General features: G+C 36.4%; 21 protein-coding genes. 10 read left to right on the top strand and 11 right to left on the bottom strand.

Translation table 11 applies throughout. The features are described from left to right. Nucleotides 1-5: 5 nt before the first annotated feature. Nucleotides 6-1,058 (bottom strand): oligopeptide ABC transporter permease, encoded by a 1,053-nt coding sequence (opp3C, locus tag BCR23_RS04810; protein WP_069634353.1) that lies wholly within the window; start codon nucleotides 1,056-1,058, stop codon nucleotides 6-8. Further along, entirely contained in the window at nucleotides 1,058-1,999 is a 942-nt protein-coding gene (gene opp1B / locus BCR23_RS04805) for an oligopeptide ABC transporter permease Opp1B (RefSeq protein WP_069634352.1), read from the bottom strand. Before opp1B ends, opp3C begins: the two co-directional genes overlap by 1 nt. An 82-nt stretch (nucleotides 2,000-2,081) precedes the next feature. Here opp1B and BCR23_RS04800 point away from each other — a divergent pair, with 82 nt between their 5' ends. Further along, nucleotides 2,082-2,432: a DUF3899 domain-containing protein gene (locus tag BCR23_RS04800; protein ID WP_069634351.1), complete on the top strand. Its 351-nt coding sequence runs from the start codon at nucleotides 2,082-2,084 to the stop codon at nucleotides 2,430-2,432. A gap of 77 nt (nucleotides 2,433-2,509) precedes the next feature. Here the strand turns inward: BCR23_RS04800 and BCR23_RS04795 are convergent, their stop codons facing one another. Next, nucleotides 2,510-4,186, bottom strand: a complete 1,677-nt coding sequence (locus tag BCR23_RS04795; RefSeq protein WP_069634350.1) for a peptide ABC transporter substrate-binding protein — start codon at nucleotides 4,184-4,186, stop codon at nucleotides 2,510-2,512. 279 nt (nucleotides 4,187-4,465) lie between these two features. On the opposite strand from BCR23_RS04795, the gene BCR23_RS04790 reads away from it, so the two are divergent. The 6 genes from BCR23_RS04790 to fni all read left to right on the top strand — a co-directional run bounded on the left by BCR23_RS04790 (nucleotide 4,466) and on the right by fni (nucleotide 10,749). Next, nucleotides 4,466-5,524 carry an FUSC family protein gene (locus BCR23_RS04790; protein ID WP_069634349.1) on the top strand — a complete coding sequence of 353 codons (1,059 nt, stop codon included), beginning with the start codon at nucleotides 4,466-4,468 and terminating at the stop codon, nucleotides 5,522-5,524. Nucleotides 5,525-5,552: 28 nt separating this feature from the next. Continuing rightward, nucleotides 5,553-6,188: a pentapeptide repeat-containing protein gene (locus BCR23_RS04785; RefSeq protein WP_069634348.1), complete on the top strand. Its 636-nt coding sequence runs from the start codon at nucleotides 5,553-5,555 to the stop codon at nucleotides 6,186-6,188. A gap of 494 nt (nucleotides 6,189-6,682) precedes the next feature. Beyond that, nucleotides 6,683-7,627: a mevalonate kinase gene (mvk, locus tag BCR23_RS04780; protein WP_069634347.1), complete on the top strand. Its 945-nt coding sequence runs from the start codon at nucleotides 6,683-6,685 to the stop codon at nucleotides 7,625-7,627. Continuing rightward, nucleotides 7,627-8,625 carry a diphosphomevalonate decarboxylase gene (gene mvaD, locus BCR23_RS04775; RefSeq protein WP_069634346.1) on the top strand — a complete coding sequence of 333 codons (999 nt, stop codon included), beginning with the start codon at nucleotides 7,627-7,629 and terminating at the stop codon, nucleotides 8,623-8,625. Before mvk ends, mvaD begins: the two co-directional genes overlap by 1 nt. Further along, complete coding sequence (locus tag BCR23_RS04770) at nucleotides 8,622-9,719, top strand: phosphomevalonate kinase (RefSeq protein ID WP_069634345.1); 1,098 nt, start codon at nucleotides 8,622-8,624, stop codon at nucleotides 9,717-9,719. The genes mvaD and BCR23_RS04770 overlap by 4 nt, the downstream gene beginning before the upstream one ends. Further along, complete coding sequence (fni, locus tag BCR23_RS04765) at nucleotides 9,703-10,749, top strand: type 2 isopentenyl-diphosphate Delta-isomerase (protein WP_069634344.1); 1,047 nt, start codon at nucleotides 9,703-9,705, stop codon at nucleotides 10,747-10,749. Before BCR23_RS04770 ends, fni begins: the two co-directional genes overlap by 17 nt. Nucleotides 10,750-10,789: 40 nt before the next feature. Here the strand turns inward: fni and BCR23_RS04760 are convergent, their stop codons facing one another. The 6 genes from BCR23_RS04760 to BCR23_RS04735 form a co-directional block, all read right to left on the bottom strand. Beyond that, on the bottom strand, nucleotides 10,790-11,650 hold the full coding sequence (locus BCR23_RS04760; protein WP_069634343.1) for a VOC family protein: 861 nt from the start codon (nucleotides 11,648-11,650) through the stop codon (nucleotides 10,790-10,792). Between the two features lie 213 nt (nucleotides 11,651-11,863). Next, nucleotides 11,864-14,461, bottom strand: a complete 2,598-nt coding sequence (gene adhE, locus BCR23_RS04755) for a bifunctional acetaldehyde-CoA/alcohol dehydrogenase (RefSeq protein ID WP_069634342.1) — start codon at nucleotides 14,459-14,461, stop codon at nucleotides 11,864-11,866. Nucleotides 14,462-14,650: 189 nt separating this feature from the next. Beyond that, entirely contained in the window at nucleotides 14,651-14,968 is a 318-nt protein-coding gene (locus BCR23_RS04750; protein WP_069634341.1) for a post-transcriptional regulator, read from the bottom strand. A 47-nt stretch (nucleotides 14,969-15,015) separates the two neighbouring features. Continuing rightward, complete coding sequence (gene yajC, locus BCR23_RS04745) at nucleotides 15,016-15,387, bottom strand: preprotein translocase subunit YajC (protein ID WP_069634340.1); 372 nt, start codon at nucleotides 15,385-15,387, stop codon at nucleotides 15,016-15,018. A gap of 82 nt (nucleotides 15,388-15,469) precedes the next feature. Then, a complete protein-coding gene (gene tgt / locus BCR23_RS04740; RefSeq protein ID WP_010771116.1) occupies nucleotides 15,470-16,615 on the bottom strand; it encodes a tRNA guanosine(34) transglycosylase Tgt in 1,146 nt (381 codons plus the stop codon). A 168-nt stretch (nucleotides 16,616-16,783) separates the two neighbouring features. Continuing rightward, nucleotides 16,784-17,875 (bottom strand): iron-containing alcohol dehydrogenase family protein, encoded by a 1,092-nt coding sequence (locus BCR23_RS04735; RefSeq protein WP_069634634.1) that lies wholly within the window; start codon nucleotides 17,873-17,875, stop codon nucleotides 16,784-16,786. Between the two features lie 245 nt (nucleotides 17,876-18,120). Here BCR23_RS04735 and BCR23_RS04730 point away from each other — a divergent pair, with 245 nt between their 5' ends. From BCR23_RS04730 to BCR23_RS04720, 3 genes are all read left to right on the top strand, one after another. Then, nucleotides 18,121-19,584: an ABC transporter substrate-binding protein/permease gene (locus BCR23_RS04730; RefSeq protein ID WP_069634339.1), complete on the top strand. Its 1,464-nt coding sequence runs from the start codon at nucleotides 18,121-18,123 to the stop codon at nucleotides 19,582-19,584. Further along, entirely contained in the window at nucleotides 19,577-20,299 is a 723-nt protein-coding gene (locus BCR23_RS04725) for an amino acid ABC transporter ATP-binding protein (RefSeq protein ID WP_069634338.1), read from the top strand. The genes BCR23_RS04730 and BCR23_RS04725 overlap by 8 nt, the downstream gene beginning before the upstream one ends. Nucleotides 20,300-20,393: 94 nt before the next feature. After that, on the top strand, nucleotides 20,394-21,545 hold the full coding sequence (locus BCR23_RS04720; RefSeq protein ID WP_069634337.1) for a pyridoxal phosphate-dependent aminotransferase: 1,152 nt from the start codon (nucleotides 20,394-20,396) through the stop codon (nucleotides 21,543-21,545). Nucleotides 21,546-21,638: 93 nt separating this feature from the next. Here the strand turns inward: BCR23_RS04720 and BCR23_RS04715 are convergent, their stop codons facing one another. Then, on the bottom strand, nucleotides 21,639-22,346 hold the full coding sequence (locus BCR23_RS04715; protein ID WP_069634336.1) for a recombinase family protein: 708 nt from the start codon (nucleotides 22,344-22,346) through the stop codon (nucleotides 21,639-21,641). 348 nt (nucleotides 22,347-22,694) lie between these two features. After that, nucleotides 22,695-25,232: a hypothetical protein gene (locus BCR23_RS04705; protein ID WP_069634334.1), complete on the bottom strand. Its 2,538-nt coding sequence runs from the start codon at nucleotides 25,230-25,232 to the stop codon at nucleotides 22,695-22,697. Nucleotides 25,233-25,260 lie beyond the last annotated feature (28 nt).

Here is a 25,260-nt window from a genome sequence, read left to right as displayed (position 1 = left end):
TCACTCTACTCTTTCATCTTAGGATCGAAGGCATCACGTAGTCCGTCAGCTAATAAGTTGAAACAAATCATTACGACTGACAGTGTTACGGCAGGAATCCACATCAAATATGGAAGGAAACGGAACGTTTTATATCCTTCATTCAATAATGTTCCAAGCGAAGCGGTCGGCGGTCTTAATCCTAAACCGATGAAACTTAGAAACGCTTCAAAGAAAATTGCCGATGGAATACTGAACATCATTTGAACGATGATCACACTAGAAATATTCGGCAAGATATGTTTGACAGCAATCTTCAAACGAGATTCACCTAATGTTTGGGCAGCTAAGACAAATTCTTGATCTTTTAGTTTCAAGGTCTGAGCCCGAACAATTCTGGCCATTGAAATCCAGTTAGTGATTACCATCGCCAAAACGATTGATAAAATACCTGGATCAAACACAGTTAGCATCAAAATCATAACAACTAAGTTAGGAATCCCAGAAAGAACTTCCAAAACACGCTGCATTACTGTATCGACACGTCCGCCTAATAATCCTGAAATCAATCCGTAAGTTACTCCGATTGTAATATCAAGTAACGCAGCGATAAAAGCAATCAATAAGGAGATACGAGTTCCCATAAATAAACGGCTCAATACATCACGACCCAAACCATCTGTTCCTAAATAGAAATTAACGCTATCTGGAACCTTTGCTTGAGCATATTTATCAACAACTTTACCAGCAACAGTAGCTGTACCGTTAAACCCATTAATACTATCTAAAAAGGGAATACGAGGCGGCAAGTTAATATAAGCAACGTTTTGCTGCGTTGGATCATGTGGTGAAACCCAAATTGTAATAATAGAAATAAAGATAATAATTCCTAATAAGATTAAAGAAATTACAGCAGCTTTATTCTTTTTCAAACGACGCCAAGAATCTTGTAAAAAACTCAGTGATGGCGTTGCAATTCGTTCTCTTTCCTTTGTTGTAGATGTATCCAAAGGTTGGAATTCACCTACTGGAATTGTTTTGATTTTTTCTGGTACATTGTTTAAGTCAACTGTTTCCATTAACCTTTGGCACCTCCTGAAACACGAATTCTTGGATCAATCAATCCATAAAGTAAATCAACAATTAAGATAACGAAGACTAACAAAGCAGAATATAAAATCGTTACTGCCATAATTGTTGGATAGTCATTGGTCATAATTGATTTTACGAATTGTTCCCCGATCCCTGGTATAGCGAAAATATTTTCAACAACTAATGATCCTGTCATCAATCCGACCGCTAGAGGTCCTAATAAAGTGATTAGAGGAATCAAACTGTTTCTAAGTCCGTGTCTTACGGCAACTTGCCAACGGCTTAAGCCTTTCGCACGTGCCAACTCTACATAATCACTATGTAAAACTTCAACCATTTCGGTTCGTATAAACCTGGCGGAATCGGCCATCGGACTCATTGCCAAAGCAATCGTCGGCAAAATCGTATAAGCAAAACCGTTCCACATCGCAATTGGTAAAACTTTCAATTTCATAGCAAATATATACTGCAATAGCACAGCAAAAACAAAGTTAGGAATAGATCGTCCTAAAATAGCCATTAACGTAGCCAATGTATCTACCCATGTATTTTGGCGCATCGCTGCAATGATTCCTAGTAAGATACCCACTAGTGTACCAAAGATGATCGCTTGTGCTCCTAGTTGTACGGATGGTCCGATACGACCAGCTAAAAGTTTTGCTACGGGTTGATTTTTAAATTGGAATGAAATTCCAAAATCGCCCACAACAAGATTTTTTAAGTAAATTCCATATTGAACGATTACTGGCTTATCTAAGCCTGACTGTTTATTCAACATAGCGATTGTTTCTGGACTAAGTTTTTCTTGGTTGGTATAAGGAGTACCTGGTAATAATTGCATTAGGAAAAACGTAATCGTTGCGATCAACCACAATGTGATGATCATAAAGAAGACCCGTTTAAGAAAATATTTTCCAAAACTGTTCAAGAATGACACCTCCGAGATTATTTTGACTTCATCAGTTATTTTCGATAAAGTAAGGATAGAAAATTTAAGTAAGGATGAGCACATGAAAAATTTTAAATGGCCCTTAATTACCTCAGCGGTCTCAAGCATAGGTATTTTCACTTACCTACTATTAATAAAACAGTCACTGACTATCCGTTCTGTATCTGATACCTTTTTCATTGTTTCATTATTCTTTCTAATTATCGGCTTAGCCTTATGGATTATGTCCTCAGGATTTTTTGATAATTTCCAACGTTTTATGAAAATGCATTTCCGTTTTAAAAAGAAAAATGAACCGAAAGAATTCATTCCATTCTCAGAAATCGGCAAAGCACATCAGCTTTACTGGATTGAAACTGGAGGTATTTTACTGATCGTCTCTATTGTTTCTTTATTATTTTACTTTTTCTAAGCAAAGATAGCAAGAGGACCGTTGCCTTTTTATTCAAAGAGGGCAAAGGTCCTTTTACTATTGACAGCTATTTCAGACTATTCTGAAATATATGCCCATTTGTAATCATATTTCGGTCCAGCTGGATGGAATACAACATCCTTCACTTTCTCTGAACGCATACGTGCTTGTGCTCTTTGGAAAAGAGGGATAACGCCCATATCATCCATGATGATCTTTTCAGCATCTACCATGTCATCCCAACGTTTCTCTGGATTATTAGCATTTGTCGTTGCAGCGTCTTTAAGCTTCTTGTCATATTCAGGATTGCTGTAATGTCCACGGTTATAAGCATTTCCAGTTTCAAACAGGTTTAGGAAACTACTTGGATCAGCATAATCTGCACCCCAACCGCCAATAACTGTCGTAAAGTCACCTTTATTCGAACGATCTAAACGCACAGCAAATGGTACCGGACTAACCGTAACTTTTACTCCATCTAGTGTATCTTGAATAGCACCTTGCAGATACTCTACTGTCTTCTTAGAAGAATCAGTATCTGATGAAAGGATATCCATATTTAGTTTAGTAATACCCAGTTCTTTTTTCGCTTTTTCCCAATATTCTTTTGCTTTTTTCTCATCGTGAGCAATCGCATTACCTGCTTCATTAGCAAAATCTTTATCATCTTTAGGGCTTGTCGCCATGTCAGATGGTACCAGTCCTTTAGGCTCTACTGAACCATCACCTAATATTGAGTCAACTAAAGATTTGCGATCTATTGAATAAGAGATTGCTTTTCTAAGGTTTTCATTTTTGAATGGCGAATTACCTTCACGTTGATTCAATTCGATATATTGAGTTGATGCTTCTTTTTCGATAACAAATTCTGGATCATTAGCCATTTGTTGTGCCAATTCACCGCTCAATACCACTTCATCTACTTGTTTGTCTTGGAACAAGTTCAATGATGTAGGAGCCTCTTTAACCACGCTTACTTTAACTTCATCTAGTTTAACTGTTTTATTGTCCCAGTATTCTTTATTCTTTTTGAAAGACCATTCAGTATCTGTTCCTGGTCCATCAAAATTAGCTAAAGTAAACGGACCGTTATAAACAGCATTGTCACTATTGGCAGCAAACTTGTCTCCATATTTTTCCACAATATCTTTTCTTTGTGGGAAGAATGAAGGAAACGCAAACAAGTAATCCATATAAGGTGTAACTTGCTCTAAAGTAACTTCTAACTCATAGTCACCTACAGCTTTAATACCTAATTCTGATTTGTCTTTCTTGCCATCCATGATTGCTTGTCCATTTTTAATTGCACTATAAAGGGAAGCATATTCTGAAGCCGTTGCTGGATCAACTGTACGTTGCCATCCGTAAACATAGTCTTCTGCTTTTACAGGTTTCCCATCAGTCCATTTAGCATCTTCATTTAATTTGATTTTGTAAACAAGACCATCTTCACTCATCTCTGCCTTTTCAGCAGCACCTGCTGGTTGTGGTTTGTTTTTGTTATCTAGGCGGTAAATTCCTTCATAAACATTATTCAATGCTGTAAAGCTCACCTCATCTGTAGCTAATGATGGATCAGCACTCGGCATTTCTTGTTGTTCATTCACACGGAAAATTTGCTCTCCGCTTGGTTTTCCATCAGACCCTTTTGCACTGTCTGAATCAGCTGTTTTACTACCGCTATTGCCGCATGCAGCTAATGTTAAACTAAATAAAGTGATGAACCCAAAAGTAAATGACTTTTTTAACTTCATTCTTTTTTCCTCCCTAAAAGACCCTGAGTATTTTCTGAAAAATCAGAATTTAATAATTATTTATTGCTATGAGGTATAGTTTACAATTTTTAGATTAAAAAATCAAGAATAATCTTATTTTTTCTTAATGATGGCATCATTAAAATATGTTTTGACTAGAATCTATTTTTAAGAAATAGATTCTAAAGAGCAATTGTCTTCTTATAAAAAAATATGTTAAATTAGTAGTGGTAAAAAATAGTCTGCGACAAATTACCGCAGAAGCACAGGAGTGATTAGATGCATCGTTCATCTTTTTTTAAAGAATTAATTGTATTTCAAAAACCCGAAAAAGCCCCCTTTCGCTTAATCGGTGCCGGAATTTGTATGGCCATGCCTTTATTCATTGGTTATTTTTCAAATAATTTGCTGATTGGAAGTTTTGGTTCTCTTGGAATTTTTACTTTTCTTTATTATCAAACTCTTCCATTAAAAGAACTACTGATTCGTTTAGGCTCAGTTGGAGCCTTTTTACTTTTCGGAAACCTCATTGGTGTCCTCAGTTCACACATCCCTTGGCTTATTCCATTTGCAATTGCTATAATTGCTTTTTCTGCTCGAATTATTTTTAGATTATACAGAATAGCTAAGCCAGGAGCTTTTTTTATTGTCATGGTTACTGCGATGGGAACTGGGACTAAAATCCCCTTAGAAAAAGTTCCCATTATGATGAGTTATGTTCTGCTAGGAATTTTAACATCACTTGTTTTAGCTGTCATCTTATATTTTATAGAAGGTAAATCTGGTACACCACAAAAGAAAATTTCTTTACAAGAGCGTTTGTACACAGATCCTGCAGCACTTCTTGATGCCTTACATTACGCAACTATCTTGTTTTTAGCAACGTATATCAGTCAGTCCTTGCATTTGACAAACGCTTATTGGATGGTTGTTTCAAGTGCTGCTGTTTTACAAGGTGATAATTTGCGAGCAATTATGCATCGAAATGTCCAGAGGATTCTCGGTTCAATGATCGGGTTATTGATTGCTGCTCTTTTACTAAGTATTTCTTTTACTTCTCTAGAAATGATTTTACTCATTTGCTTTTTCTTTGTAACAGTAGAATATTTTATTCGGAGAAATTATACGATTGCGAACTTTTTTACCACGCCAATGGCTTTACTCTTGGCGAATTTAGCTCGTCATCAATATTTAGTGAGTTTATTGAGTTATCGCTTGATTGGTATTGTTCTCGGCAGCCTTTTAGGATTGCTTGGTGCCTTTGTGTTAACCACCTGTTTAAAGTTTTACAATCGTGCTTACCAATTGGATGAACATCTAGACAAAGAAACAGAATAGTTTTTTATTTATTAATTGGAGGTTTAATATGAAGACGAAAAAACCATTGGCTCCTGTATTACCAAAACTTACCCAAACAGATTTCATCTCTATAGATGATGAAACAATTATTGAAGGTATGTTATTGCAAGATCAGGACCTCAGTTATCAAGATGTACGCAACTTAGTATTTAGAGAATGCCGTTTCGAAAAAATTACAATGAACCGAAATCATCTAGAACGATTCGAGTGCAGCAATGTGATTTTTGATCATTGTGACCTTTCCAATACAGAGTGGATTGGTGCTAGTTTTCATCAAGTTCATTTTCGACAATGCAAATTGACTGGGACAAATTTTGCTGAGAGTTATTTGCGGGATTGCCTTTTTGAAGATTGTTTGGCAGACTATGCTTCCTTTAGCTCTACAAATCAAAAAGTAGTGGAGTTTAAGGATACAAGCTTAACAGATACAGAGTTTGTTGAAGTCACTTGGAATAATCTTTTGTCTGATCATTGCTCGTTAACTGGGAGTAACTGGTTCCATACAAAATTAGAGAACCTTGATTTAACCAAGAGTACCTTTGAAAAGATTGCTTTTTCACAAGAATTACTCAAAGGATTAAAAGTAACTCAAGAACAAGCAATCACAATCGCTGCAGGTTTAGGCTTAGTAATTGAAGATTGATATGAAGAGAGGTTGGATCTGGATGTTTTGTTCCAACCTCTCTTCTTTTTTTGTCTATACATATTAATGATAAGTTAATTCTTTTCTAAAACAGAAACTAAACATTTTACTTCATATTCTTTTTTGGTAAACTAGTATAGATTGAGAACACTTGTCAATTAGTTTTTAGCTTAATAGCTATCTAATTGAGTAAGAAAAAATAATGTAACAAAGAGTGGCAGAATTAAGAAAAGACATCATCGTTTTATTTTAGTGATTGCTTCTACCATCACTAATTTTATTGCAATGAAATCTGCTCATCGGATGACAACGTTCGCACTGAAGAAAAAGCCTTCATAATGTTGTACTAGTTTTATTTATTGACTTCATTTCTATCTATTTGCTTATTTAGATAATCATTTGATAAATATTTTTGCATTTTGCTGGTTAGAATCATTTGTGGTACTCTTAATTGCGACGTATCTGATATTTTAAATAAAGGACTGTTTATTAAAATGAATAAAGAAAAAATCGGTCATGGGCTTGCAACTGGAAAGATTATTTTGATGGGTGAGCATTCTGTGGTCTATGGTGAACCTGCTATCGCGTTCCCTTTCAAAGAGACTTATATATCGACAAAAGTTGAGCCTGAGACTGTAATGACATTAGATTGTCATTACTATTCTGGAGATTTTTCAAACATTCCACAACAGTTAAAAAGTGTTAAAGAAGTTATCACACAAACGTTGATCGCACTTCATAAAGAAACTACGACACTGAAAATCACCATTACCAGCACCATTCCAGCAGAACGCGGCATGGGTTCAAGTGCTGCTGCTGCAGTCTCTATCGTTCGTGGACTGTTTGATTATTTCGATGTTCCATGTCCACCAGAAGCCTTGCTTCCTTTGGTCACTCGAGCAGAAAAAATTGCTCACGGTAACCCCAGCGGCATCGATACAGCAGCAACTAGCGGAAATAAGCCCTTATTTTTTATAAAAGGTCATCCATTAGAAACATTCCCCATGAATGTCTCTAATGCTTATTTGATTGTTGCAGATACAGGTATCAAAGGTCAAACAAGAGCTGCCGTTAGTGATGTGGCTCATCTTTTCGAGGAAAATAAACAAAAAATTTCCAAACATATCACTGAATTAGGCCGATTAACTAGAGTAGCCAAGCAGGCAATCTTAGCAGATGATGCTCATACTCTAGGTAATGCCATGAATCAGGCGCAAGAACAGCTTCAAGCCTTGACAGTCAGTAATCACCGACTAGACGAACTAGTAAAAACTGCCAGAGAAAATGGCGCTTTGGGTGCCAAATTAACAGGTGGCGGTCGTGGCGGATGTATGATCGCATTAACCGATTCAAATGAACATGCAAGAAAAATCGCCACAGCTTTAGAGAAGTCTGGAGCTGTAGCCACTTGGATACAACCATTAGGAGTGAAAAATTAATGTACATTGGAAAAGCACGCGCGTATACAAATATCGCTTTGATAAAATACTGGGGAAAAAAAGATGAACACTTAATACTACCAATGAACAGCAGTCTTTCTTTAACATTAGATGCTTTTTATACAGAAACTAGTGTACATTTCGATGAAACATTGACTGAAGATCTTTTCTTTTTAGATGGGGAAAAACAAAATGCTAAACAAACAGCAAAAATTTCAAAATTCTTAGATCTTGTTCGACAAAAACAAAATCTATCGTTATTTGCTAAAGTTGACAGTAAAAACTTTGTCCCAACAGCTGCTGGGCTAGCATCTTCGGCTAGCGGACTAGCGGCCCTTGCTGGTGCCTGCAGTGAAGCGTTAGATTTACAGCTAAGCGAACCAGAACTATCCCGCTTAGCTCGTCGTGGTTCCGGCTCTGCCTGCCGTAGTATTTTCGGCGGATTTTCTCAATGGCAAAAAGGGGATTCTGATCAAACATCTTTTGCCCAAGAAATTCCCTCAGATAACTGGGAAAATGAACTAGCTATGCTCTTTGTTTTAGTCGATGACGGTGTGAAAGATATTTCTAGTCGTGACGGCATGAAACGAACGGTGGAGACATCCAGCTTTTATTCTGGCTGGTTAGAAACTGTTGAAGCTGATTTAGCTACTGCCAAACAAGCAATAGCAGAAAAAGACTTCCACAAATTAGGTGAAGTCACTGAAGCAAATGGCTTGAGAATGCATGGTACTACATTAGCTGCAGTGCCACCATTTACTTACTGGTCACCAGAAAGTTTGAAAGTCATGCAACTAGTGCGTTCTGCTCGTCAACAAGGTTTACCTTGTTACTTTACGATGGATGCCGGACCAAACGTTAAAATTTTAGTGGAAAAGAAAAATCTAACCATGTTAAAGCGTTTATTAGCAGATCACTTTTCTGAACAACAGCTGATCACAGCTAACGCTGGACCTGGGATTTCTTTGATTCCAGTAGAAAGGTCGGAAGAAGTATGATAGAAGTTTCTACACCGGGTAAATTGTTCATTGCTGGTGAATACGCCGTTGTCGAACCAGGACATCCAGCAATCATCGTTGCTGTAGATCAATTTGTGACAGTCACACTTGAAACAGCAGAAAACGTGGGCAGTATTCAGTCTGCTCAATTCAGTTCGCTGCCTGTTCGTTGGACACGAAGAAACAATGAGTTAGTTTTGGATATTCGGGAAAATCCTTTCCATTACGTGTTAGCAGCTATTCGTTTAACAGAAAAGTATGCTCATGAACAAAATAAAAAACTAGATTTTTACCACTTGAAAGTCACTAGCGAGCTAGATAATTCCAACGGACGAAAATACGGACTTGGTTCTAGCGGAGCTGTAACAGTCGCAACAGTTAGAGCTTTAAGCTTATTTTATAAATTAGATTTAACAGAAAAAGAAATTTTTAAGTTATCCTCGTTGGCTCACCTTGACGTTCAGGGAAATGGATCTTGCGGAGATATTGCAGCAAGTTGTTACGGTGGCTGGATTGCATTTTCAACATTTGATCACGACTGGGTCAATGAACAATCTCAAAAACAAACGCTGACGGAATTACTCCAAGCAACTTGGCCGAAATTAATGATTCAGCCTTTGACTGTTCCTAAAAAATTGCGTTTGCTAATCGGTTGGACTGGCAGCCCTGCTTCCACCTCTGATTTAGTGGATCAAGTTAACCAATCCAAAGAAGTGCAAGAAACAGCATACCAAGAATTTCTTCAAGAAAGTAAAATTTGCGTTGAAACAATGATTTCAGGTTTTCAATCAGAGAATATTTCCTTGATCCAAAATCAAATAAGAAAAAATAGGCACTTACTGCAACGATTAACCTCTATTACAGGAGTTGCAATTGAAACTCCTGCACTTAAAAAATTATGTGATTTAGCCGAAAACTACGGTGGTTCATCTAAATCATCAGGTGCTGGCGGCGGCGATTGCGGAATCGTCTTATTTAAACAAAAATCAGGTATTTTACCCTTAATGAGTTCTTGGGAAAAAGAAGGAATCACTCCTTTACCATTACATGTATATTTTTACGGAAAGCAGGAAAAAGATGAATCGAAAAGATGAACATATCTCTTTAGCAAAAGCATTTCACAAAGAAAAAAACAACGACTTCGACCAAATTCGTTTTGTTCATCATTCATTTTCTGAAATTGCTCTAGATGAGGTTGATCTTTCAACCACTTTTCTTGATTTTACCTTTAGACAACCCTTTTACATCAATGCCATGACCGGAGGCAGCGCCCGAGCAAAAGAAATCAATCAGCAATTAGGAATCCTCGCTAGAGAAACTGGTATGATGACAGCTACCGGATCGGTCAATGCTGCTTTAAAGAATCCAGAGTTGGCTGATACTTATCAAATCATGCGTAAGGAAAATCCTGATGGTATAATTTTTGCGAATATCGGAGCTGGTCTTTCTTTGGATGAAGCCAAGAGAGCTGTAGATCTTTTTCAAGCTGACGGATTGCAAATTCACGTGAATGTTCCACAAGAATTGGTGATGCCAGAAGGAGATCGTGATTTCCAGGGATGGTTGGAAAATATAGAAAATATCGTTTCTCACTTGTCTGTTCCAGTTATCGTTAAAGAAGTTGGTTTTGGCATGAGCAACGAAACGATTGAACAGTTGGTCTTGCGCGGCGTTAAAGCTGTAGACGTTAGTGGTCAAGGCGGAACAAGTTTTACTCAGATCGAAAATGCCCGCCGCAAAAAAAGAGAGCTAAGCTTTCTAAATGACTGGGGGCAATCAACAGTTCTTTCTTTATTGGAGTCTGTAAACTGGCAACGAGACGTAGCTATTTTAGCTTCTGGAGGCGTTCGGCAATCATTGGATATTGTCAAAAGCCTTAGCTTAGGTGCAAAAAGCGTTGGTGTTGCGGGAACTATTTTGAATCAACTGATGACAAACGGTTTGGATGAAACGATCGATCTTGTTCAACAATGGGAAGATGAGCTTAAAATGTTGTATACTTTACTTGGAAAGAAGACAACTGAAGAGCTTACATCAACAGATATTATTTTTTCTGGTGAAATTATTCATTGGTGTGAAAGTCGCGGCATTGCCTATCAACCGTATGCTAAGAGAAGTAAATAGTAAAGAAGCTTGAGCCTAAACGCTCAAGCTTCTTCTATTTTTACTCTTCGTATGCTTTTCTCAAAGCAGCTAAATCGATTTTTTTCATTTTATACAATTCCTGCATCACACGATACGCTCTTTCAGGATCTGAATTATTGAACAATGCCTCCATATCACTTGTAACTGTTTGCCAGCAAACACCATATTCATCTTCCATCCACCCACATGGCCATTCTTTTCCTTTCGCAGTCACAGCATCCCACAAATGATCGATTTCTTCTTGGTTTTTACAGTATACATAAAATGATGTGGCCATCGAAAACGTAAATCCGTGATCAATTCCACTATCCATCACCCGAAACGGTTGTCCATGCATGGTAAATAAGGCTTGTAACACGGTACCATCTGGATTTTTTTGTACATATTCAACTTTCCCCTCACCAAAAATCTCAATCCACTGATTCATTGCTTCTTCTGCTTTTCCAAACTGATCTCCAGTAAATAAAAAGCTTGGTGCGATAGATTGAGGTGTTCTTGATAAGATCAGTTGCCACGAAACCCCATATTGATCTTCCAACCATCCATACTTTTCACCGAATGGATAAGACCCAAATTCCATCAGTACTTTTCCATTATGGCTTAAGGTTTCCCATAACTTGTTGATTTGTGTCTCTGTTTCGCACTCTACAAAAAGAGAAATTGCCGGTGTAAAGTTAAATTCTGGTCCACCATTCAGTAAAATTACCTCTTGGCCTGCAAGTGTTGTCGTTATAGTCAATACAGATCCCTTAGGTTGATGTTCACTATCGACATAATAGTCGATCGCATTTATTTTACTCTGTTCAAAAGCATCCACATAAAATTCAGCTGCTTCTTCTACTTTTCCGTCAAACCATAAACATGGTGAAAATTTGGTCATGACCCGTCATCCTTTCTTAGATAAGAATTCCTATATAATACATTTATTATATAGGTCTAACGAGTTATTTGAAAAGACAACGCTCCTAGACTATTAGAAACCTGGACATAACTCTGAGAATCATATCCTAGTCTCATGAACTCAGATAGAGGATGAAATTAGAAGCATAAAAAAGAAGAACAACTTTTAAGCTGCTCTTCTTCATTTATCTAATTAACCATTATAAGCATCAATAATAATTTGTTTCAATTCACTAATCAATGGTTCTTTTGGATTTGCTGTTGTACATTGGTCTTCGTATGCTAGTTCAGCCATATGATCCACCGTAGAATCAAGAATTTCTTTTGTTACTCCTTGTTCTTTTAAGTTCATGTCGATTCCAACTGACACACCTAAATCGTAAACAGCTGTTGCTAATGCACCCACTAATTCTGCTGTATTTTTACCTTTAAGACCTAAGAATTTCGCAATATCAGCGTAATCTGTGTCTGCACGGAAGTAGTCATATTTAGGGAACATTGCATGTTTTGAAGGATCTTTGGCATTGTAACGGATGATATGCGGTAATAAAATCGCATTAGTACGTCCGTGAGGAATGCCATATTCTCCACCAATTTTATGTGCTACTGAGTGACAAATCCCTAAAAATGCATTAGCAAACGCCATTCCCGCCATTGTTGATGCATTATGCATTTTTTCACGACTTTCTGCATCTGGACGTTTCACTGAGTTTTCTAAATGTTCAAAGACTAATTTGATTGCTTGTAAACTTAATCCTCGAGTATAATCAGAAGCCATTACTGAAACATAAGACTCGATCGCATGTGTCAATACATCCATACCGGTATCAGCTGTTACAGAAGCTGGAACTGACATGACAAATTGAGGATCGATGATCGCAACATCTGGTGTTAATGCATAATCAGCTAATGGATATTTCACATGTGTATCACTATCTGTAATAACCGCAAATGGGGTTACTTCTGAACCAGTACCAGATGTTGTTGGAATACATACAAATTGTGTTTTCACTGCTTTGTCGATTTTATACGTACGTTTACGGATATCTAAGAATTTTTGTTTTGCTCCAAAGAATTCTGTATCTGGGTGTTCATAAAACATCCACATACCTTTAGCTGCATCCATTGCTGAACCACCACCTAAAGCGATGATTGTATCTGGTTCAAAATCAACCATAACTTTTGTTCCAGCGTAAACTGTGTTTGTAGAAGGATTAGGTTCTACAGCTGAGAACACTTCGATTTGAACGTCATTTTTACGTTTTTGTAATTCTTTACGAACTGTATCCGCATAGCCAAATTGAACCATCCCAGGATCACAAACGATCATCACACGTTCAACATTTTCCATTTTTTGTAGATATTGTAATGAATTTTTTTCAAAGAAAATTTTTGGCGGTAATTTAAACCATTGCATATTATTTCTCCGTTTCGCTACAGTTTTGACATTGATCAAGTTGACAGCAGATACGTTTTTAGAAACTGAATTTTTACCGTAAGATCCGCACCCTAAGGTTAATGAAGGAATCATTTCGTTATAGATATTACCGATTCCACCTTCAGCAGATGGAGAGTTTACTAAGATACGGCAAGCTTTCATACGTAGTCCGAATTTAACTTGCAAATCTTCGTCTTCTGTATGAATTACTGCAGTATGTCCTAAACCGCCTAATTCAAGCATTGCTTCACATAAATCAAAAGCGTGCTCTGTGTTTTTCGCTTTCATCATGGCTAAAACTGGTGATAATTTTTCACGTGAAAGTGGATATTCTGTACCTGCACCTTCGATTTCAGCAACTAAGATTTTTGTTCCTTTTGGTACTTTAATGCCAGCGAGTTCTGCAATATGTTCTGCAGAGAAGCCTACGATTGCAGGATTTACAGCATACTTACCTTCGTTCATCACAGCTTCTTCTAGTTTTTGTAATTCGTTTGGTTTAACGAAATACACTTGGTGTGCTTCAAATTCAGCTTTTACGGCTGCATAAACTTCTTTATCTACGATCACTGCTTGTTCAGAAGCACAGATCATCCCGTTATCAAATGATTTAGACACAATTAAATCATTGACTGCACGTTTGATTTTTGCTGTTTTTTCAATATAAGAGGGAACATTTCCTGGTCCTACGCCTAAAGCTGGTTTACCAGTTGAGTAAGCTGATTTCACCATGCCAGCACCACCAGTGGCTAAAACAATGGCGATTCCTGGGTGATTCATCAAACCAGAAGTTGCTTCTAATGAAGGTTCTTCGATCCATTGAACACAGTTTTCAGGAGCACCTGCTTTGATTGCTGCATCACGAACAATACGAGCAGCCTCTGCAGAACATTTTTGTGCACTTGGATGGAATGCAAATACAATCGGGTTACGTGTTTTGATTGCGATTAAGGCTTTGAAAATTGTTGTTGATGTTGGATTTGTTGTTGGTGTAACACCGCAAACCACTCCTACTGGTTCAGCGATTTCAATCAATCCTGTCTGCTCATCTTGATTGATTACCCCAACTGTTTTATCGTGTTTAATACTATTCCAAATATATTCTGAAGCATACATGTTCTTGATTGCTTTATCTTCATAAATTCCACGGCCAGTTTCTTCTACAGCCATTTTTGCTAAAGGCATATGCTGATCTAAAGCAGCCATTGCCATTTGATGCACAATATGGTCAACTTTTTTTTGATCAAAATCTTCCATTTCTTTTAAAGCAGCAGTTGCTTTTTTTGCTAACTCGTCGATCATAGCTGTTACATCAGTCGTTTTAGTATCTTCTTTCTTCATTGTTTTAGCCATTGTGATCCTCCTAGAAAAATAAATTATTTATTTTTTGCTTGTTAACTTTTTCACATACACATCATACAACATTATTTTTTTCTTGTAAATAGTTTTTGTGATATTTTTCACATTAAAAAATAAAGTTATTTTCCTTATGAAAAAGCGAGCGTTTTCATATATAAGAAAAGAAAAAAGATTTATCCTATCTCAGAATAAATCTTTTAAGTCTTGCCAATCACTGATCTTTAAATTGCTCGTTTGGGCAATTAACTGTTGATAATCAAAAAAATCATTTGGCTCAATATGTAAAATGTCTTCGCGACAAGCTTTGACGGATGATGGAGCGTTCTTTTTCCAACGATATGAAACAAGATAGTTCATCAGTTCCGTTTCATTGACTGATGAATAACCAAGTTGTCGAAAAGAGTGGCATTTAATTTTTAATTCTTTTTTCAACAAGAGTTTTTGATGCCAAGATAACTTTTCGATGGTCTTCCCCTTCTTTCTAAAGAATAATCTATGTATGTTTTTTCTGATGTAAGTTAGAAAGAAAAAATTCCAGCAAGCTGGAATTATTCTTTCGTTTCGTCGTTTTCAGAAGTTGCTTCTGTTGTTGGTTCTTCAACAACTGTTTCTTCTTTTGTCTCAACCGTAGTTACGTCGCTGTCATTTGTAACAACTGTACCTGGTTTAACTGTTTTGATTGCTGCACGATCAAATTCAAGGATAATTCCTTCACAATCGATCAATACAGTTCTCTTGTCGTTGTCGATTTCAGAAATTACGCCATGTAATCCGCCAATCGTTACAATCTCATCTCCCACTTTCATTGCATCTAAAAGTGTTTGACGTTCATTTTGTTGTTTCTTTTGCGAACGAGTCATAAAAAACATCATTCCTGCTAAAAGAATTAATGGTAAAATAAACGAAAGTCCTCCGCCCATTATCTATTCACCTCTCTATCCTATAATCACTAGTTTACTGTACCAAAATTTCTGGTACAACACTAGTCTTTTGATCGTTTTTTTAGAAACTTTTCGCATTCTCTTTGTTAAAGCCATATTCTTCAAAAAAAGCTTGTCTAAATTCCAATAAATTATCATCCATAATTGCCTGACGAACTTGCTTCATCAAATTCAATAGGAAATACAAATTATGATACGATGTTAAACGAATTCCGAAAGTTTCATCGGCTTTTATCAAGTGACGAATATAAGCACGAGTATAGTTTTTACAAGTATAGCAATCACATTTTTCATCCAATGGACGGAAATCTCTTGCATACTGGGCATTTTTAACAACAAGACGCCCTTTTGAAGTCATACATGTTCCATTTCGAGCAATTCGAGTCGGCAACACGCAATCAAACATATCAATACCACGAATCACACCATCAATGAGTGAATCAGCTGTTCCTACACCCATTAAATATCTTGGTTTATTATCAGGAATCAACGGTGTAGTAAAATCTAGCACACGATTCATTTCGGCTTTAGGTTCACCAACAGATAAACCACCGATCGAATAACCTGGGAAGTCCATACTAATCAAATCTTTTGCACTTTGGCGACGCAAATCTTCAAATCCAGCACCTTGGATGATTCCAAATAATCCTTGACGGTCTGGGTTAGCATGAGCTTTCAAGCCTCGCTCTGCCCAACGTGACGTACGTTCGATTGATTTCTTCACGTAATCGTAACTTTCATCAAATGGCGGACATTCATCAAAACTCATCATAATGTCAGAGCCTAAATTATTTTGAATGTTGATTGCTTTTTCTGGTGAAAGAAATAATTTCGACCCATTCAAATGATGTCTAAAATGAACGCCTTCTTCCGTGATTTTACGCATGTCACTTAATGAGAACACCTGAAAACCACCTGAATCTGTCAAAATTGGTTGGTCCCAATTCATAAATTTATGTAAGCCGCCAGCTTCTGCAATCAAATCATCTCCAGGACGAAGCCATAAATGATAGGTATTGCTTAAAATCACTCCTGCCCCCATCTCTTTCAAATCTTCTGGTGACATTGTTTTTACTGTCGCTAACGTTCCTACAGGCATAAACATTGGAGTTGGAAATGTACCGTGAGGCGTGATTATTTCTCCTAAACGGGCACCTGTGTGTTTTTCTTTCTTTATTAAACGATAACGAATGGCTGGTTCCGTCATTCATTTCCCTACTTTCTTTTTGTAAATTTACGCTTCAATCATCATACTTTTTTTTACTTGACTTTGCAAGGTTTAACGGCGTTTCTTTATCATATCCTTAGACGATAGAAAACTGGAAACAATCTAAAAACTATTTGTTCCCAGCTCTTTTATTCTATTATACTTGATTTATTTATCACTCATTGCTGCTTCTAAAGTAATCATCGCATTTTTTACTACTTCTGTTGTAATCTCTTCTTTCATAAAGTGAATCGTTTCATGCGCTTCAGTCGCCCGCTCGGCTACACGTCTATAATCAGCAGCTGATAACTCCATATTCATATCTTTTAATGAGGTAGGCAGATTTAAGCTACGATAAAATGGAAGTAGTTTTTGGATTTCTGTCCATTTATCTTCGATCACCAACTGAACTAAAACACCATATGCTACTTTATTGCCATGAAGTTGATGATGACTCTCTGGTAAAATAGTCAATGCATCGTGAATCGAATGTGCGCCAGATGTTCGACCGTAATCGTCACCAAATCCGCCAACCATTCCGCCCAATAGAATATTCGTTTCCACAACGTTCAAAAAGGCTTGATTAATAGATTTGTTCTCCATTGCACTAAGAGCTGCTTGGCTATCTTTTAATAGAACATCTCTACATTTTTTTGCAGCGAAAGCGGACACTTCGACTTCTATCGGCTGTATATCCAATTGAGAAATCATCGCATCTGCTTCATACCATTTGGCTATAGTATCCCCAATCCCCGCAATCATTAACTCAATCGGCGAGTCTAAAATCACTTTTGGTTCAATCAAAACCAATGCATTACTACGAGGAAATACATCATAGCGATCCATCGCACCATCTATCTTATTATACATCACACTAAGCGGTGTATAGGCGGCACAAGTCGCAGCTAACGTGGGTAAAATTAAAATTGGAACACCACACTGATTCGCTACCGCCTTGCCTAAATCCGCAATTTTACCACCCCCAACCGCAATGATTCCATCTAGTTGCTCTTGTTCAACCAACTGCTTCAATTCTGCTGTTCTCTCATCTGTACATTGGCCTCCATAATCAACAAAATGTGTATCAATATTCATTAATGAAGGAAAATATGGTTTAGCCGCTTCCCACGAAACTTTGCCGTGTAAAACCAGAACATGTTGAATATTTCTTCTATTTAAGTGATCTTCTAAATCATTCCATGCACCTTCTCGGCATTCATATTCTTGCGGTGCACCTCTAACTATCAGTGATTGATTCATCCCATTCAACCTTTCATTTTTTCTTATTTTTATGCAAAAGTGAATATTTACAAATTCTTTGATAAAATTCACTTTTCCTTTCCCTAAATCTATGATATGATAAAACACATCCAAAAACAATAAATTTTTATACATTTATTCATCATTTTTAGAATATTTATTGAAAAAGAACTAAGATAAACGGTAAGATCAGAAATAAGCTTCTGTCTTAACCTCTAACAATCTATTAAAAAGGAGAAAAACAAATGAAACTTTGCAAAAAAACATTAGCACTTATCATCCCCTTATTGCTGGTATTGCTCACTTTTCTTCCAGTAACTACAGCACTTGCTGAAGAAAAAGATCCTGTGTATGACACTATCATGAAACGTGGAGAATTGATCGTTGGCTTATCCGCTGATTATGCACCTTATGAATTTCATGCAGATGTTGATGGTAAGGACCAGGTCGTTGGTTTTGACATCTCTATTGCTCAAAAAATTGCTGATGACTTAGGCGTTGATTTAAAAATCGAGGAATTGGGTTTTGATGCATTATTAGGTGCTTTGAAGACTGGGAAAATTGATTTGATTATTTCCGGAATGGCCCCCACACCAGAACGGTTGCAGGAAGTTAATTTTTCCCATCCATACATGACTGTTAAACAAAAAGTAGTCGTTCGAAAAGACGATAAAGATAAATTTCAATCAACCAAAGATTTTGATGGTGTAAAAGTCGGCGTTCAAAAACAAACTACACAAGAAGAATTAGCAAAGACTGAACTAGTCGGGTCTGTCCCAACATCATTACAAAAAGTCCCTGACATCATCATGAACCTGAAAAACAAAAAAGTTGATGCCGCTGTGCTAGAAGGACCTGTAGCAGAAGCTTACGTTGAGCGTGATAACGGGCTGACATTCGCCGATGTTACATTTGAACAGGGCGAAAAAGACGCTGCTGTAGCGATCCCTAAAAACGCACCTATTTTAGAAGAGAAAGTCAACGGATCAATCCAAACAATCAATGATAATCATTTATTAGATGGTTATAAAAAAGAAGCCGGTAAATTAATGTTTACTGATGATGAAAGCTTCCTTGGAAAATATGGAAAATTTTATATTAGCGGTGCTGGTTATACCATTTTCTTAGCTTTTATGGGCGTTTTATTCGGAGCTATTTTAGGCGGTCTATTAGCCTTGATGAAATTATCAAAATCAAAAATATTACGTGGTATTGCTATCTGTTACATTGAATACGTTCGTGGTACGCCTTTATTAGTACAAATTTTCATCGTTTACTTTGGTACAGGAGTTTTAGGTTTAGATCTTTCAAAAATTGCTGCTGGTTGTATCGCTTTAGCTTTAAATAGTGGTGCTTATGTCGCTGAAATTGTCCGTGCTGGAATCAATGCAGTCAACAAAGGACAACTAGAAGCTGCTCGCTCACTTGGAATGAACCAGCCTCAAGCAATGCGTTATATCATCTTACCTCAAGCAATCAAAAACATCTTACCTGCTTTAGGAAATGAGTTTGTAACTGTAATCAAAGAATCTTCTGTCGTTTCTGTTATCGGTGTTTCCGAATTGATTTTCCAAGCCGGAAATGTTCAAGGCGCAAGCTTTAAACCATTCTTACCGTATTTAGTTGTATCATTGATTTATTTTGTTTTAACCTTTACTATTTCTCGCCTATTAGGTGTTGCTGAAAGGAGAATGAGCACTAGTGATTAATATTAAAAACTTACACAAAACTTTTGGAAAAAACGAAGTCTTAAAAGGCATTGACCTTGATGTAAACGCTGGCGAAGTGGTTGTAATCATCGGTCCTTCTGGAAGCGGCAAAAGTACCTTTCTTCGTTGCTTAAACTTATTAGAACAACCAACTGATGGAGCGATTGAATTTGAAGGAAAAAATCTATTAGATAAAGATACAAATATTGATGCTCTGCGCCAAAAAATGGGCATGGTATTCCAAAATTTCAATCTATTTCCTCACAAAACGGTTTTAGATAATCTAACGATCAGTCCGATCAAAGTTAAAAATGAAACAGCAGAAGTAGCAAAAGAAAAAGCTCTCTCTTTATTGGAACAAGTAGGCTTAAAAGATAAAGCCTCTAGCTATCCTTCAAGTCTTTCCGGAGGACAACAACAACGCGTAGCCATCGCTCGTGCTTTAGCTATGAATCCAGATGTTATGTTATTCGATGAGCCAACATCTGCTCTTGATCCAGAAATGGTTGGCGAGGTTCTATCCGTTATGAAGGCCTTAGCGATTGAAGGAATGACCATGGTCGTTGTCACTCATGAAATGGGCTTTGCCCGCGAAGTTGCGGATCGAGTGATTTTCATGGATGCTGGTATCATACAAGAAGAAGGCACGCCGGAAGAAATTTTTGGTCAGCCTAAAAACCCACGAACACAAGATTTCTTGAGAAAAGTATTGTAAAACCAAAAGAGGGCAAAGCACGTAGAACGAAGTTGCTTTGTCCTCTTTAAATAGTATAAAATAATTAAAAGTACCAAGTATTGGAGGAAAGAATATGGATAATTCAACTATAGCAAAGCGTCATCAGCATCCTGATGAAAATATCTTAATGGATATCGCTACTTTAGCTAAACAAGTCCCTGATTTACTAGATTTATCGATCGGTGATCCAGATTTGATCACTGACGAAAGAATTATTGAAGCTGCTTTTACAGATGTAAAAAATGGCCATACAAAATATACTGCATCTGGCGGCAGTCAGGAATTTATTGACACGATTATTGCATTTTATCAAAGACAATACAGTTTAGCCTTTAAACCAAGTCAAATCCGAGCAACAGTAGGCGCACTACACGGTATGTATTTAACCTTGCAGGTGATTTTAGATCCTGATGATGAAGTAATCATTCATGAACCTTATTTTTCTCCTTATAAAGATCAGGTCGTTCTTGCTGGTGGTAAACCGATATTTATTCCAACATACGAAAAAGATGGCTTTCAAATCAATATTGATGTTTTAAAATCAGCAATTACAGATAGAACAAAAGCAATTATTATCAATTCACCAAACAACCCAACAGGTGCAGTTTTTTCTGCTGAAACATTTAAAGCAATTGCTGAGCTTGCCATTGAACATAATTTTTATATTCTTTCTGATGAGGTTTATGAAGCGTTTAGTTTCTACGATGATTTTGTCCCAATGGCTACTTTTGCTCCTCAAAATACGATTACTTTCAGCAGCTTTTCAAAAGCATTTGCAATGACTGGCTGGCGGATTGGCTACATGATTGCCCCTGATTATATCAATGATGCTGCAAAATTGATCAATGAGAGTATTACTTATTCTGCTCCAAGCCCTTCCCAACAAGCAGGAATTTATGCCTTAAACCATGCAGAAAATTTAGTACCAATAGTTGTCTCTGTCTTTAAAGAACGACTAGAATATTTGGAACAAAGAATAGAGCGTATTCCATTTCTTTCATTACATCCAGTCAAAGGCAGCATGTACGCTTTTATCAATATTTCTAAAACAGGACTCACTTCTGTTCCTTTCGTTGAGAAAGTCTTAAAAGAAACGAAAGTATTAATGATTCCTGGAAAAGCTTTCGGAGAAACAACTGGCGATAATTATGTCCGCTTGGCCGCAACTCAAGATATTGAGATTTTAAAAGAAGCTTTTGATCGCATCGAAAAAATGAGTTTTTAAATAAAAATAGTTTTGCTTATTCCCTTGATTTAACAGGAAAAGCAAAACTATTTTTATGCACTTATCTTTATTTTTTATATCAAGCTGATTTTGTCATGTCTGCTCGTTATCTGCTAGGGTATTATAAAGAATAGCTAGTGTTGTAATAACACAAACAGCAACTTGAATCCATAGATTATCCGAAAAATTCTCAGATATTTTGATTGTAGTAATCGCTAAAATGAAACACATCGCTAAAATCAACGCTAATTTCAGCCGTTTAAACTCTTGTTGAATCCGATAAATCGTCTCAATTGGCACACCTTTTTGCTCAGAAATTTTCCGTAACTTCTGTTTTCCAATCAACTGCCACATAACTTCACGATACAAATACCTAGATTCAGAATCACCACTAAATACAGAATACGCCTGCTTATTCTGATTTTTTTCTTGCTTCAATTTCATCTTAATTAGGCGAGGGTGTAACAACCGATCATTTTTACTTACCCAAAAAAATACTTCTCGCCAGTCCATCAATGTCAGATTCGGCGACGTTAAAACAACTATATCAAGCTCCAACTCGTCCAGTTCATCTAAAAAACTAAGTAGTTTTTGATAATCTCTTGAAATAACTTCCAGAGAAGTAATCACTAGACAATCTCCTGGCTCTGCATAATCCAATAAGCGTTGATAATTACTTTCTGGATCTTGAAATACTTCATAATCCCGAGTACCATCAGAGAAAATTTCTTCTACTTCATAAGCTTCTAAATAATCAAATTGTTGATTCACTCTCTTTCCACGAGCATAACCTAAATTCATCGTTACCTACTTCCTCGTTTCATGGGTTTATTCTTTCATCCATGGGCTATTTATTTGTCACGTTTTTTCATGTTTCTTGAAATAGCATGTCCTACGTTAGTTTTTGAAGACAATTTTCTCTTTCCAATTTGATCCAGTTTATTCGTTATCTCTGTATTTTTTTTAATGACGAAAACAAGCAATATACTATGAATAGAAATAATAATCCCTAAAACAATTAATAGTAAATACAATACACGTCATCCTTATCTATTAGATTTAGAGTTTTCGTTCTTATAGGAACTCCCTATGAATCAATACTACTTAGAAAATATCTGTCAATTATAATAATTCGTTTCTTTTGACCATCTACTTCACATTGATTGTACCTAGATTATTTTCTTTATACTCCCAGTGATAAAAAGTCGGTTTTTCTGTGCCTGGCTTAATATAAGTCGTCAGCCAAAATTCCGAATTAGACGTCACATCAACTTGGATCGGATTTAGCGAGCTAGCATTAGGTGAATGTAATTGATTATTCATTGTTAATACATAGCCAACCAATTCATAATTCATTGGTATTTGTGGAGTAAATGTATACATTGGTTCACTACTTTGATAACGGATAATATAAGTATTAAACGCCACTGCATTATCAGCCGAAGAAACCATCGTTAATGAAAATTTATCTTTTTCTTGACCTAATACTGTTTTACTACCTAAAAAACCAAATCCATTCTTAGGTAAAACAACTTGATCATTCTTATTTAGAACAACTTGTCGTACATGAACAGTTAGCTTACGTTGACTATATATCAAATGCCCTACTTGAAGCGCATTAGTAATAGTCCATTCTAACGGAGAAATTTGACTACCGTTCGTACTCACCAATCGAATAAAGTCATAAAAGTCAATATCTAGCGGTTTAATCATTTCCTTTTTACCAATAGTTAACTTCTGGTCTAATAATAAGTCTCCAGAAGGTAAACGATTGCCCGATTCATCATATGCTTTTAATGAGACTTTTTGTGGTATTTGTGCTGTCCAGCACACGTTAGTTACCTCATTTGGTACAGACGCATCTGGGACTTTCTCATAAAATATCATCTGAACTTCTCCTTCTTGATCAGTTGGAGAATGAATCGAAAACCTCAAAGTATTAATAAAATTAGTAATCGTTACTAAATCATTTTTATTTTTAATTACAAACGTAAACGTTTTATACTCGGCAGTTTCTTTATTTTCACGAGAAGACCAACCTGCTGGGAGTTTCAATGAACTAAAATCTTTAATGACTGTATTTGTAGCAACACGTATTTCCAATTCTTCTATTTTATTATTTAACGAACTATCTAAGTGTAAATCAATCAATTTGACTTCATTTTTTGTACGCTCAGTTTTAAAATCAACATTTTGCGGTAAGTCCTTGATTTGTTGACTGCTTACTTGAGAAACATTGTTAGAACGATCTACTGCTAAAACATGAAGGTACTTTCCAGAATTCCTATTTTCATTAATAGTAAAAGCACTTCTAGTCTCATATTTGACAGAATCATCATCTGGGGCTACATACAAATTATATTTCCCTGGATCTATTCTGCCATACGAATCTTTATAGCTTTCCACTGTTTTTTTCAAGTCTGATTTAGGTGAATCTGTTAATTCATAAAAATATCCCGCAATATTACTTATAATCGGTTCTTTTACAACATCTGATTTTTTTACACCACCTGATTTTGTGTTTGCTTCTATGTACCACTGATATTCTTTTCCATTATCAGAAGCATCTAGCTTAACACTAAGCTGTTTCTCTTTATCACAACGGATACTGGCGATAGGTTTATTAGGCGCTTGGTCATCTTTCACTGTCTGATCACTAGCAAAATTCTCTGAAGAGACTTGCGCTAGATTATATAACGTGTTCGCTATTATTTTTCTTTCATCCATAGTTGATTGACCATTGGAATGCCCCGTTTGAATCATTCCAACATTATTGTTGGTTTTTAAATACCAACCGCCTCTCCATACACCATCATCAAAAATCGGATTTGGCCATGAGCCTGATGGATTAACAAATTCAAGCCAAGTTATTCCAGTATCTTTCTTTTGCAACTCAATGTTATGTGTATAAGGAATTGTTAAAACAACATCATTTTGCATTTCAAAAGGATATTTCATTAAATAACCATTATTGATTAACTTAACTTGAACAGCTCCCGTCCTTTGCGTCACGCTTTTGTTATTCCCTACACTTAGTCTATCTCCAAAATGCGAATACAATACCGGTCTTTGTTGGATAACTGTATCATGCCCAAAAAGGCTTCCTCTTCCTGTATCCAGAAATAATTTCGTTGCGTTAGCAGCGCCTTGACTAAAGTCTCTACCGTTGTTTGCATCCCAAGATCCAACCATTAAGACATCATACTGATACTCACCTGCGCTATTTTTTAAATAAGCATTTGGATTTGCATTGTACTGATTAAACGTCACAGGGGTAACTTGAATTAGATTCTCCCCTTTATCCGTTTTTAAATTTAAGCCATCCATCCAACCTTTTAGCGTATTTGACTGAGCTTCATCAGGATATATATTCAAAACTTTGATCGCTTTCCCATAATTCAAAGATCGATTACTCCAAGAAGTCCCGTCTTCTGATTGGTATAAACGATAACCTAACTGGCTTAGATCAGCTATCTTATCCCATTCCAAAGCTGCGTAATTTTTTTTATCCTCATTACTCCATTTATTTTCGGCTGTTAATCTAAAGTCTCCACTACTTATTACTGTTGAGGCTTTCATCTTGTCTCTACTCATAAAAAAATAACCAACAATAACAAAAATAACCACTAGTAAAAACAACAATTTGCCATTTTTTTTAAAATTATTTTTACGTCCTCTTTTTTTCATTTTATCTCCTTTTTTCCAATACCCACCA

This window comes from Enterococcus quebecensis (genome assembly GCF_001730365.1).
Lineage (GTDB): Bacteria > Bacillota > Bacilli > Lactobacillales > Enterococcaceae > Enterococcus_L > Enterococcus_L quebecensis.
This window is presented reverse-complemented; position numbering and strand designations above follow the sequence as displayed.